Annotated in this window: 20 protein-coding genes; 14 read left to right on the top strand and 6 right to left on the bottom strand. The window is 32.7% G+C overall.

Annotated elements, in window-relative coordinates:
* Nucleotides 1-3: 3 nt before the first annotated feature.
* The 6 genes from D2K62_RS08655 to D2K62_RS08675 form a co-directional block, all read right to left on the bottom strand.
* Complete coding sequence (locus D2K62_RS08655) at nucleotides 4-1500, bottom strand: DNA/RNA helicase domain-containing protein (RefSeq protein ID WP_117161254.1); 1497 nt, start codon at nucleotides 1498-1500, stop codon at nucleotides 4-6.
* Nucleotides 1501-1524: 24 nt separating this feature from the next.
* Nucleotides 1525-1650, bottom strand: coding sequence for a hypothetical protein (locus tag D2K62_RS19290; RefSeq protein WP_255421363.1), 126 nt, complete (start codon nucleotides 1648-1650; stop codon nucleotides 1525-1527).
* A 30-nt stretch (nucleotides 1651-1680) separates the two neighbouring features.
* Nucleotides 1681-2331 carry an excalibur calcium-binding domain-containing protein gene (locus D2K62_RS08660; protein ID WP_117161255.1) on the bottom strand — a complete coding sequence of 217 codons (651 nt, stop codon included), beginning with the start codon at nucleotides 2329-2331 and terminating at the stop codon, nucleotides 1681-1683.
* Nucleotides 2332-2436: 105 nt separating this feature from the next.
* Nucleotides 2437-2943, bottom strand: coding sequence for an ImmA/IrrE family metallo-endopeptidase (locus tag D2K62_RS08665; RefSeq protein WP_157967872.1), 507 nt, complete (start codon nucleotides 2941-2943; stop codon nucleotides 2437-2439).
* A gap of 83 nt (nucleotides 2944-3026) precedes the next feature.
* Complete coding sequence (locus D2K62_RS08670) at nucleotides 3027-3689, bottom strand: restriction endonuclease (protein WP_117161257.1); 663 nt, start codon at nucleotides 3687-3689, stop codon at nucleotides 3027-3029.
* Nucleotides 3689-4012 (bottom strand): helix-turn-helix domain-containing protein, encoded by a 324-nt coding sequence (locus D2K62_RS08675; protein WP_117161258.1) that lies wholly within the window; start codon nucleotides 4010-4012, stop codon nucleotides 3689-3691. Before D2K62_RS08675 ends, D2K62_RS08670 begins: the two co-directional genes overlap by 1 nt.
* 151 nt (nucleotides 4013-4163) lie before the next feature.
* On the opposite strand from D2K62_RS08675, the gene D2K62_RS08680 reads away from it, so the two are divergent.
* From D2K62_RS08680 to D2K62_RS08725, 14 genes are all read left to right on the top strand, one after another.
* Nucleotides 4164-4403 (top strand): helix-turn-helix domain-containing protein, encoded by a 240-nt coding sequence (locus D2K62_RS08680; protein ID WP_117161259.1) that lies wholly within the window; start codon nucleotides 4164-4166, stop codon nucleotides 4401-4403.
* Between the two features lie 15 nt (nucleotides 4404-4418).
* On the top strand, nucleotides 4419-4754 hold the full coding sequence (locus D2K62_RS08685) for a hypothetical protein (protein ID WP_117161260.1): 336 nt from the start codon (nucleotides 4419-4421) through the stop codon (nucleotides 4752-4754).
* A 56-nt stretch (nucleotides 4755-4810) separates the two neighbouring features.
* Nucleotides 4811-4951 carry a hypothetical protein gene (locus D2K62_RS18930; RefSeq protein WP_198671290.1) on the top strand — a complete coding sequence of 47 codons (141 nt, stop codon included), beginning with the start codon at nucleotides 4811-4813 and terminating at the stop codon, nucleotides 4949-4951.
* A gap of 296 nt (nucleotides 4952-5247) precedes the next feature.
* Entirely contained in the window at nucleotides 5248-7581 is a 2334-nt protein-coding gene (locus D2K62_RS08690; protein WP_117161261.1) for a phage/plasmid primase, P4 family, read from the top strand.
* Between the two features lies 1 nt (nucleotide 7582).
* Nucleotides 7583-7996, top strand: a complete 414-nt coding sequence (locus D2K62_RS08695; RefSeq protein ID WP_117161262.1) for a TubC N-terminal docking domain-related protein — start codon at nucleotides 7583-7585, stop codon at nucleotides 7994-7996.
* A gap of 18 nt (nucleotides 7997-8014) precedes the next feature.
* A complete protein-coding gene (locus tag D2K62_RS08700; protein WP_117161263.1) occupies nucleotides 8015-8314 on the top strand; it encodes a hypothetical protein in 300 nt (99 codons plus the stop codon).
* Between the two features lie 104 nt (nucleotides 8315-8418).
* Nucleotides 8419-9096: a hypothetical protein gene (locus D2K62_RS08705; protein ID WP_117161264.1), complete on the top strand. Its 678-nt coding sequence runs from the start codon at nucleotides 8419-8421 to the stop codon at nucleotides 9094-9096.
* Between the two features lie 445 nt (nucleotides 9097-9541).
* Complete coding sequence (locus D2K62_RS19295) at nucleotides 9542-9670, top strand: hypothetical protein (protein ID WP_255421364.1); 129 nt, start codon at nucleotides 9542-9544, stop codon at nucleotides 9668-9670.
* Nucleotides 9670-9810 (top strand): hypothetical protein, encoded by a 141-nt coding sequence (locus D2K62_RS18935; protein WP_198671291.1) that lies wholly within the window; start codon nucleotides 9670-9672, stop codon nucleotides 9808-9810. The genes D2K62_RS19295 and D2K62_RS18935 overlap by 1 nt, the downstream gene beginning before the upstream one ends.
* A gap of 16 nt (nucleotides 9811-9826) precedes the next feature.
* A complete protein-coding gene (locus D2K62_RS08710) occupies nucleotides 9827-9985 on the top strand; it encodes a PTS ascorbate transporter subunit IIC (protein ID WP_117161265.1) in 159 nt (52 codons plus the stop codon).
* 2 nt (nucleotides 9986-9987) lie between these two features.
* The gene (locus D2K62_RS08715; RefSeq protein ID WP_117161266.1) at nucleotides 9988-10185 is read left to right on the top strand and encodes a hypothetical protein; all 198 of its coding nucleotides are present in this window, start codon (nucleotides 9988-9990) and stop codon (nucleotides 10183-10185) included.
* A gap of 61 nt (nucleotides 10186-10246) precedes the next feature.
* A complete protein-coding gene (locus tag D2K62_RS18940) occupies nucleotides 10247-10423 on the top strand; it encodes a hypothetical protein (protein WP_198671292.1) in 177 nt (58 codons plus the stop codon).
* Between the two features lie 61 nt (nucleotides 10424-10484).
* Nucleotides 10485-10673: a hypothetical protein gene (locus D2K62_RS08720; RefSeq protein WP_117161267.1), complete on the top strand. Its 189-nt coding sequence runs from the start codon at nucleotides 10485-10487 to the stop codon at nucleotides 10671-10673.
* A gap of 76 nt (nucleotides 10674-10749) precedes the next feature.
* Nucleotides 10750-11964, top strand: coding sequence for a hypothetical protein (locus D2K62_RS08725; protein WP_117161268.1), 1215 nt, complete (start codon nucleotides 10750-10752; stop codon nucleotides 11962-11964).
* Nucleotides 11965-11968 lie beyond the last annotated feature (4 nt).

The raw sequence follows: 11968 nt of genomic DNA on the forward strand, positions 1-11968 counted from the left end.
AATTTAATTGTTAGTTATGCGTTTTGATTCTAGTATTTCTAAACATTTATTTAACATTAGTTCATTTCCAATAACAACTAAGCATATTTTTTTTCTCGCTCTTGTCAATATTTGAAATAACATTCTTGTTGGATGATAGTATGAATTTCTGTCTCCAATAATTTTACCACTATTATCATAAGTAAATGTATTACCAATTATAGCAACGATTTTATCATATTCTTGTCCTACTACAGTATGTGCAGTATCTCTAGAAGTAACATTCAGATTTGTTAATGAAGAGGTACCCCACCTTTGAGGGGTGTAATTAATTGTAGTCCAATTTTCTGTAAGTAAAGAATCTATAAATTGTTCGGACTCATCAATAGTTGAAAAATATTGAATATCAATATTTTGGAAATTTTTAATTTCTCGTTTCTTAGATAGATCAAATAAGTTTAGTATAAAGTTACTAATTTCTGGATTTGTACGTATTTTTTTTGATAACTTGAAATTTTTATTAACTATTTTATCAATCTGTCCTGGAATATCATTTTTAATTTCAGACGTATGTAGGCACTGAATAGGATCATGTGAAAATAAACAAGTAATATTATGTTTATCGGCATGTTCAGTAATTATATCTAACTGATATGGATTAATTCTTTGAACCTCATCCAATATAATTAAATCAAAATTTTCATAATTAGATGTCTTGAAATTCTTAACTGGTATAATATTCCAATTATATTGATTATTAAGTTTATCATGTCCCATATTTAGGTTTCCAACATGTATTATTACAACATTTTTGCGATTATTCATATATTCTTTAGCTAAATCGTATACTAAAAGAGTTTTACCTGTTCCAGCGGCACCTTCTATAGAGAAAAATTTATTCTTCGAAGATTGGCTTGTGTGAATTAATTCTTTTTTTATTTTGTCTTGATGATTAGTTAAGAAATATTCATTTTCCACAAACCTATCAGTTGAATTAAAAGGTGATACTAAGTAATTTGCTGGATCAAATAAGTTGTTTATATTATTAACCTTTATTATGTCTTGTTCAATTAATTTATCAATTAAAAATTTAAATTCAACTTCAACAATTGTATTATTCGATTCTAAATAATATAAAGTTTCTTCAGAAGCAACATATGTGAAGTTGAAAACGTCTTTTTTTAGAAACTTAAGATAATATTTATTCATGATCAATTGTTTTACAATTTTTTCTCCAGTGTGTTCTTTTTTTAATTCAATATTTATAATGTTGCTTTTGCCAAATCTCAATAGATCAAATTCTTTTCCTATTTGATTAATCTTAAATCCAATATAAAAATCATTAAACAGGTTAGTATGAATTTTGTGTTTTTTTAAGTTCTTAACGAAGTTATATAAATCGTCTAATTCTGAAGAACTTATACTAACACCTAATTTTTCAAAATAAGCGTTCTTAGTAGAATCAGTAAGATCTTTATTCGAATTAGTTATAGAGATTAAGCTAACAGGTTGTTCAAGCATTTTAAATCACTTCCTATGTGGTATTTAATGTTTTTTATTTTTATGATTGTTTAAAGCTTTTGCAGCCTTGGACTTTTGTGAATTGGTTGATTTTGAATTAGAAAGAGTTTTTCCTGCTTTCCCAATTTTACCGCCTGAATGTTTTGTCACGATCTATTTCCCCTTTACTTAAATTATAGTTTATTCACAACCCACACCATCGCCATCTCTATCTAGATGTGAAGCATATCCAGGGTCACCTTCATAGACTGGAGCTGCACCAGCTTCTCTTGCTGCTGTGCAATTTTCATAATAAGCAGAAGTATTACTGGTTGCATTTGAACTACTATTATCGCTAGAATTAGATGAGACGCTAGTAGATTGAGTATCTATGTTACTTTGTAAAGAGCTATTTTCACTTTCTAATTCGTCAATCCTTACATTTAAATCTTCAATTTCACTTTCCAATTCTTTATCGCTCTCGACTTGTTCATTAAGAGCACTATATTGTTTCTCAGCTTCATCCAGTTGGTCTTCAATATCGGATTTGCTAGCGGTTAAGTCTTCCAGTTGCTTTTCGAGTTCATTTTTTTTGTCGGTTATTTCTTTCTTTTCAGTTATAAGTTCCTCATTTCTTTCTGTTAGTTCATCGTTTTCATTGGTTTCTTTGACTAACTTTCCAGAAGCACTAAATTCACTACCAATTATTAAAAATATAATTCCTATTCCAAAAATTGAAAAGAATATTTTTTTTGATAAATGTCTTTCCTTATTGAAAATTTTCCTTATAAAATGATAGATAAGGTAACCTAATGAATAAATGATAGCCAATAGACCGATAGCTTCAAACATTGTAAAACCCCCTAGTAAATTACTAATAGTTATATTGTACTATTAAATGATAAATTTTACATGGAATATACAGAATTAATGATAAAAAACTAAATTAAATATTTTTTAATATGTAATGTTACTTTCCATTACTAAAATCATTTTGGAAAATATTTTATTCCTCACATTATCAACCCTCTCAACACAAAGTTCTTTACTAACTCCGAAATCATGCGCTAATTGCCCACTAATATTGTTTGACTCTAAATCGTATCTGAATATCATGGAATAGGGTAGTGCAGAATATTTAGTGAATCTCTTACTATCAAATTCTTGTAGCTCTATAAAACTCTTAGGCATAATTAATTGAGATCCTGCATGTCTTAATATATGTCCGAGTTCATGAAAGAAGCGTTCCCTTTGAATTCGCTTAGGGAGCATATTGTTAATATTAATTAATTTATCGTATCTATCTTCATAAGAGAAAGATCGTCTATCTGAATAATCCAATGATATCCCCAATGCACTTGCTATTTTTTGCTCATCAATATCGTCTGGTCTAGTAATGCCAATATTTTTGTAAAACACTTCAATCCACTTTTCCAATTCAAAAGGAGTATAGTTATAGTACAAAATTCTCACCTCAAAAACATTATACGAACAATTGTTCTTGTGTGCAATGAAAAAAAGTATCCCAAAACGGGATGCTTTTGAGACTAAGTTAGTTTTTTAAGCTTTTCTGTTCTCCATTTACCTATGTATTCTTGTACATGAAGACCGTTCCATGCTTTCATTCCAGTTTCTTGAGCAAATTCTTTAGCATGTTTGGTATAGTTACTTGTTGTAATAAAAAAAGTACCAGGTGTTTTATAAAATCTCTTGCCACCTTCTAATTTTATTAAATCAGCATTTCCGATATTACTTCCAACTTTATATCTTTTGCATTGAACAGCCATTTGTAATCCGTCTTTAGGGTCTTTCACTATTAAATCTACACCATGATCACCAGATTTACCAATCCATTTAGGTTTATATCCTATATCCTCAAAATACATCATACAGAGCTGTTCAAATTCATCACCGTTAAGTGATTGAATATCAGCTTTCAATAAATAATGTTTATCTTCTTTATTAACATTCGAACTAGTATTAACAGAGGTTTGTTTAATTGGAATAGAATTATCTTTCCTTTTAGCTGTTTTCTTATTTTTTGTAGGTATGTAGGATGTCAATATTCGTGGAATCGTACTTGCTATTATGATAATTACAAACATTGCAATGACATTTTGCTCGAAGATTGTAAACCATAATAGACCACCAATTACATAGAAGATAATTATTAGTAACGATCTTATCGCATCAATTTGCTTCTTCTTCACTAATTTCCCCTCTCTTTCTTAGCCTTCCATTTGACGTATTCAATATGATTCTTAATATCTTCTATTTCTTCATCTGACAAACCTTCCATGTCAAAAAAGAATAAATTTTTGTCATCATCTTTCTTTGAGCTTCCATTAATTAAGTAATCTAAAGATATATCGTATAACTCGGAAAGCTTGGATAGTATTTCATAATCTGGTTGTCTAGTTCCGTTCTCATAACTAGATAGTGTATTATTTTTAATGCCCACTTTTGCAGCAGCCTCGTTTTGTTTTAAACCACGTTTTTCACGACATGCACGTAACCTTTCATGAAAATCCATTTTTAATCCCTCCATTACTGTTATTTTAACATTTTTTCGCATATTGAGAATTTTTATTCACTAAATGTGAATAAAATACTTGAAATTCACAAAAAGAGAATATATAATGTAATTAATAGTTCACATAACGAGAATAAAGTGAGGTGATAATATGTGTGAAATTGGTGAACAAATTAAAAGGATTAGAAAAGAAAAAGGGTTAACACAGTCTTATGTGTCAAAGTTATTAGGTTATAAATCAGCGTCAATGCTCAGCGAAATAGAATCAGGAAAAAAAGGACTTGATGCAACTAAAATTCCTTTACTTGCTGAAATCCTTACTGTTGAGATTAATGAGCTTTTTTTTGTTCGGAATGTTCTCGATAAGAGAACTGATGTTGAAATCGCATGAAAGGAGTAATTCAAATTGAAAAACACTAAATACCATTTTGAACATTATCAAGATACAAAGATTGATTTTGAATTAATTAAACAACTAACTGCTGCAAGTGTTCCAGATCGAATTTTGTATCGTTTAAAAGAACTTGATACATCAGAAGAACCGTTAGAAAAAGTATACGGATGCAAAATTGATTGTTTCAGTATTGGAACAAAAATCACAATTTTGTCAGGTGATTGGTGTCATATGTTTACATTCTTTCATGATACAAACGATTTAGCTTATAAACGACTTACAACACTTGAGATCCATGAATTAAATGATTTTATATTTTATTCAAAGAAAAAGCGTTCAGAGCAATAAAAATATGGTTAGTCCACATGCATCAGCTGCATAGATTGTGATAAGAGGTGATAAACATGCCAAAACAGAGAGCTGAAAAGAAAAACCCAATTCATATTGGTAAAAGAATGTACGGAACAGTTCCTAAAGAGGAAGCTTTTAATAAAGCGTTAGAGCCGTACTTTAAAGAAAAAGAAAAAACGTTAACTATGTCGTAGCTTAATTATACCAGTATTTTGAAAAGGAATGTAGGCAATGAAAATATTATCGAAGCAGGAAAAGAAAAATGCACTATTAATTGTAATACGTATCTTAAAACAAAAAGGATTCAAAATTGATTATGCGAGCAAATTTTATTATCGCAATTGAAGAATGGAGAGGTATTTATGCATGAAGGCATAAAAAAACAGCAAGTGCGTCAACACTTACTGCCAAATCAAAATATATACTCTTATACCTTATCATTTCTCTCCATTTTTTCAAGTTTTTTTACTAGAAAGGAGTTATGCAATCTATGAATCTAGCAATAGCACAAAACGATGGAATTGATCTTAGATCTTTATTTCCAACATCTACAAAACCATTAAAGGAAATTAAATTAATTGGATATTCCAATATAAATAAAGAAAGCGATTATAGCACTGCTAAAAGACCATTCATGAAGAAATGGCAGGATCTTAATAGGCCAGGTCTTGACGAATCACAAAAGCAAGCATGGTTGAATCAAAAAGGTTGGACAGGGTTAGTAATTCCGGATGGCTATGATGTGATCGATATTGATGATATGCAAGAAGGAGAAGCAATATTCCAAGCGTTAGCAGCTGCCGAGTTTAACTTTCATGCAATTAGAACGGTACGAGGTTATCAGTTCTTTTTCAAATCAACAGGCAAGATCACCGGACAAGATGCAAAGGTGTTAATGGCAGGTGGTTTTGTTGGTGACTATCGACTGGCAGGAAGAGGACAAGTAGTCATGCCTAGTTCAAACACAGAAGGGCGTGAGTGGGTACATATAGCGAATGATGAGTTAAGTCCTATGCCAATCTTTTTCGAGCGTTTGAAGAAGGTTGAAGCCAAATCAAGACCGTTCGAGATTCCAGTCTATGAAGGTGGGAGAAATAATACTTTATACAGTCATTGTTGTAGATTAATAGAATTTGGTTACTCACAAAAAGAAGTGTTGTACATTGTTCGATTCTTAAATCGATTCTTTTTCATGCCATCTATTGATGATCGTGAGTTTGAAGCAACATTAACAAGTGCCTTCCAACATGAACCAAGTGGTAAAGATTATGGCGCACCACCTGAGAGTGGACAAGCTCAAACAGCTGAATCAAAACAACCAAGCTTCAATATGACGGAAATGGGAAATGCAGAGCGTTTAGTGTATCGGAACGGTAATAATTTACGCTACTGCATTGAATTTGAAGAATGGTTGTTGTGGGATGGTAACACATGGATTGAGGATAGGAAACGTAAGATTGAGCGTGTTGCGATCAAGACGTTTCGTGAAATGTATAAAGAAATAGCTTTAGTTGAAGATACGGATCAACGTAAGAAGATATATAAATGGGCGCAAAGTAGTGAAAAAAGCTCCGTATTTTTAAATAGCATAAACAGAGCGCAGGCAATGCTACCAATCACCCAGGAGGAATTGAATAGAGATCCTTTTAAATTAAATTGCACGAATGGCACTGTGGATCTTAGAACTGGTGAATTGTTGCAGCATAAGCGAGAATTTTTGATTACAAAAAATACACATATCCAATACGACGCAAAAGCAGAATGTCCTAATTGGATCAATTTTTTACACAATATCTTTAGAAATGAAGATGGTGAGTTAAAACAGGATCTAATTGACTTTATACAAAAATCTATCGGATATGCATTAACAGGAGATACTAATGAGCAAGTAGCTTTCTTTTTATGGGGAACAGGGCGCAACGGAAAGAGTACATTAATAAATACGATTAAAGATTTGCTCGGCGATTACAGTAAACAGACAAATTCTGATACGTTCACTAGCAAAATTAATGAAGGTGGGATTAATAATGATATCGCTAGGCTTCATGGTTCAAGGTTTGTTTCAGCTGTTGAATCTGAAGATGGACAGAAGCTATCCGAATCATTGATTAAACAACTAACAGGTGGCGAACTAATCACGGCCAGGTTCTTACGCAGAGAGTTCTTTGAGTTTATGCCAGAGTTTAAGTTATTCTTCACAACAAATCATAAACCAATTGTTAAAGGTGATGATGAAGGAATATGGCGCAGGATTCGATTAATTCCATTTAATTATACGATCCCTAAAGAAGAAGTGGACAAGCATTTACCAGAGAAGCTGCAAAATGAACTACCAGGTATATTAAAATGGGCGGTTGATGGCTGCTTAAAATGGCAGCAAGAAGGATTAGGCGAACCCGACGAAGTTAAAAATGCAACAGATGAATATAAAGAAGAAATGGATTTACTTTCTAGCTTTTTAGAAGAATGTTGTGTGAAGAATCCAGATGCTAAAGTGCAAGTTAATATGCTGCATAAGAAATATATGGTGTGGGCTGAGGAAAACGGTGAGTATCCAATGAAAAAACGCGTATTCAATAACCGTATAACAATGAAGGGATTTCAAAAAAGGAAATCTACTGGAAATAAAACTTTCTTTTTTGGTTTAGGTTTATTGGATGATTATGGAGATAAGTTATCTAATAGTTACCTAGTTACCCAAAGTTACTTAAAATCCGGTAACCCTATATATGAAAAAAATAATGGAGATAAACAAGAAAATAGGTCACTTGAGGTAACTAAAGTAACTGAAAGTAACTCTGAAGTGATTGAAGAGGAAATATAAGATGATAAATAACTTATTAGATAGTTTATATAACAAAGATATCCAATTATTAACAATAAATAATCAAAAGATAAAACTAGTATACCAAAAAGAAAAAATAACAACAGACCTAAAGAATGAAATAAAAGAAAATAAGCAAAAAATAATAGAAAGATTGCAAGAAAATGATAAAGCTAAACAAAAAGGCTTCAATGTATATGGGCACGGTGAATTATATGAGTATCGTTATGGGTTTGAATCCTATCTTTTCATAGAAAGGCTTCAGAATGGATTAGTTGCGGCCTGGCGAGCTAATTATCCAAGGGGTAATAGTAGTAAACCTTATAAAAAGAAAACAATATGCCCAAATAGCAGCTTTGAACGTGCATTTAAAGATGCAACCGGATTTATTGATTGGCTTAATAAAAAGAAATGAAAATTGGAGGGATATCTATTGTACTTGGAAAGGGTGCGAACAAAAGGAAAAACATACTTGTATCTCAAGAAATATTTTGTGCGTGATAATTATTCAAATAACACAATGACTATTTATGGCTTTGGTAGGATTGACCAGGCGTTAAAACAGATGTACAGATGGAAACAGGATTTATCGACTTTGCCAGATGATTTAAAACAAGAGGGTTGCAGCAAAAAGGATTTGGATACTTGGATTGCAACGCTTGAAACGGGCGTACATAAATCAGGTAGATCCTTTGTGATGCAGACAGATATATTTGATTATATTGAAATGTAGAGAATTTAATCATAGTTCTCTACATTTTTTTGTGTAATATTGACCAATTCATTAAACTTGTCTATTGATATATAATTAAAGGGATTTATTGAAGGAGGGAAATTATGATAATTAACGAGCTCAAAAAAGAGTGTTCTGACGTAGTTAACGATTATGTAAGAGATCATAAAAATTATAAGTTAATGAGAAGGTTGAGAAAAGTAAATTACTTGCTATTTGTTCCATTATTATTTATGTTTTTATTCCTATTAACCGGAGAAAATCTAGAATTAAGTTTTTTTTCTTTATTCTCTTTTATAGTAACAGGCATTGCCTATATAAATATTGATACTTTTATTTATAATATGCTTGTTTATCGAGACAAGGACATAGAGAAAATCTATAAGAAGTTTAAGCCTAAATTAGAAAGAAGAAAATTTGATTTACAACAACTTAATTTTTTGGAAGATCAATTAAAAGAACAGATTAACAAGATACAAAAGGGTAGTACTGCAATATTAGTAATTTCAAGTGCAGCATCTTTACCTATTTGGCAAGGGTTAATAAAATTAATAATTGAAAATGATAATGCTAGTTTATTAGTGAATATTACAATCTTAATGTTACTCTTGATTTTTATGATAGTTTTTTTGATTTCTCTAAAAAATATTTATCACTTTATGTTCAAAAATTCAAACGGTAATTTGATATTATTAGAAAAATCACTTCTATTCATACAAGAATATAGGTTGGATAATCGAAAGGTTAATAACACGTCAATGATAAGAAGATTAAGAAAGTAAACTAAATATAAACCGTGCAGTTTTTAAATATATATTTATATATTTAAATCTGCACGGTTTTTTTATGTGTTTTTTATCTGAGACGAGAGTTATAAATATATGTTTTAAGCTTAATAGATTTATATTTTCCAAGATAAGATTTTTCGATTTAAAAGTTTTGGCATAGTATTAACTGGTTTTGGGATATGTAAGTAAATAAATAGATGATAGATTTAAGTTATTAAAGCAAAGCGATTTGTTGCTTTGGGGATAGGTGAACAATTTGGAAAATGAGCCGGAAGTGGTTGTACCAGTCGAGATTAGAGAGTTGACCAGATTCGAAACCGACCAGGGCAATATAGATCTTATCCATGAGATCACAGTAGGTGACTTACTTATAAGCACCATTCTTTTCTCAATATTAATTTTCTTTATTGTTAGCCGGGTAATTAGGAGGTAGGTAATTATGTACGAAGTAGCGAGCCAGACACCGAAAGAAGTATTTCTTATCTATATTGTTTTTTTAGGTGCTTGTCTTATAACGTACCCGATTATCAAACTAATTACGACAACCCTTAAAAAGGGGTTGAGTTAATGGCGGTGGGCGGATTGATGGCGGAAGCTTTTAAAATCTTTTTAGGTAATCCGGACATTATGGCTTTTGTACTTACATTTATGGTAGCTAGCACGTTAATGCTAACAATAATCGAAGCAAACAAAGAAACAGAAATCTAGGGGGGAAATAAAACACATGAATTTATCGGGCGTTTGGGATTGGGATTTTTTCTGGAATACCTTTGGTTTTTTGTTAAAGACAGTTGCTTCTTTTCTAATGATTATTGTTGCTATTATAGCGGTGGGAATGTTGCTGCAAGTTGTAATTAAAGCCGTACGATCCAGTAGGGATTAGCCATGTTTGAAATTAATTTTTTTAACGCAGAAAGAATGGCCACATTTTGGAACTATTCCAAATATCTATTAGAAGGGGTTTCCTTACCTATCATGATTGCATTTGCTATTACAGCATTGGGAATATTTTTGCCAATGATTATAAAAGCATTCAAAAAATCAGATGAAGAAGAACAAGATTTTGAATACAGAGAGTTTTAAAACACGTTAATAATAGGATAAAATCCGATGATTATATAAAAAATATTAGGGGGATTTTATCATGGCAGTAGATTTCACAGGAGTAACTTTACCATTCAGCGTAACGGATCTTGTTTCAAGCGGTAACGCATTATTAGGTTTAGTAGGTGGCTTTGTACTATTAGCAATGGCATTCGTATTTGTTCCTAAGTTGATTGGACTTATTCGCAATTCTTTTGCAGCAGGGCGAAAAAGCTAATTAGATTTAATTAGCTAGTAACTCAAACTAAACTAAAAAATTAGCGAGAGGGGTTTTAAAAATGGAAGAACCAACAACAGCACTAGACTTTTCGGGAGTATCTTTACCATTCAACGTAACGGATCTAGTTTCAAGTGGTAATTCTCTTTTAGCTTTAGTCGGTGGCTTTGTACTACTAGCAATGGCATTCGTATTTGTTCCTAAGTTAATCGGACTTATTCGAAATTCTTTTGCAGCAGGAAGAAGCTAAATATAAAAGGTTTTTAGCCTAAAAAGGAAAGATAGTTAAAGGCTATCTTTCTTTTTTTTTCATAGTAGAACGTGAGGTGTTTAATATATTCAATGCAAAACTGATTATTGTTACTATTCTAGTTTTCTTTTCTTTTTCTGCAATCGTTGAAGCTGCAACGACTTATATAGACTATTTTGGAACAATGAACGAATCGAGGTATTTATGGGCGAATACAGCAACCGGAAACGATGAATTTTTAGCCGTCCAGTACGTTAGTAATTCAAATGACGCTGTTATCCAATATTACGAAAATATAAACGGTAGCGCTAGTTTAATGAGTACAGCGAAACTACAAAACGGATCTGGAACGGTCACACCACCGGCAGGAACGAACGCAATTAAATTAGTTTCTAATGATGGTGGCGTTGTTTATCTAACATATGTACAAACAACGAACCCAAACGGAACGGACGTATATTTTAATGCGCCAGAAGGTGGCGGAGGTGGCTCTAGTGGTGAAACAATTGTAAATGTTTATCCAGACGTAAATGTTACTGTTTCAAGTCCACATTTCACCGAGTACATGGCGAAACTAACAGAAATTAAAAATGCAATTCCACCCGTTCCAAATTGGGGCAATGTAGCAGATATTTTCCGAGATTCAATAGCACCACAAATAAAAGCAGATATGACCGCTTTATTAGGTAGAGCTCCAGACGCACCAGACGCACCAAGCGCACCGAGCGCACCAAGTATGCCAGGTGCTTTAGATAATGGCGGATTACAAGCGCCAACAGGTAAAGAAGCGCCAGGTTTAGCCGATTCGGGTTTTACTGAAGATGATATAAAGAATGAAGCAGAAGAAATAGAAGTACGAGAAGATCCAACAGGTGGTTTTGATCTTCCAGATGATCCGACTATTGGACTTCCAAGCCAAGAAGAATTTTTAGAGAATGCACCGGAAGAAGGAGCAGCACCGTTACCAGGTGCGCCAGTAGAACAGGAGAACATACCACCAGATCCAGGAGACACAACGGAAACAGCGCCAGAACCGCCAGAAGATACGGTGGAGTTACCAGGAGCCCCGGAAGATGGGGCGACTTTCCCAGAAGCACCACAAGATGGCGCAACCGTACCAACAGCGCCGGAAGAATCGGAAAACTTTTCACCAACGCCGAGCGGTGACACAAGCACAGCGCCAGTACCTAGCGACGACACAGGGACAGCACCGACACCAGGAGAAAGTTTTGACGGTTATCCAATACCAGGAGCAGACACAAGCACAGCGCCGATACCTAAGGGGGGTTGATAAC

The sequence above is a fragment of the Paraliobacillus sp. X-1268 genome (assembly GCF_003426095.1).
Lineage (GTDB): Bacteria > Bacillota > Bacilli > Bacillales > Amphibacillaceae > Paraliobacillus_A > Paraliobacillus_A zengyii.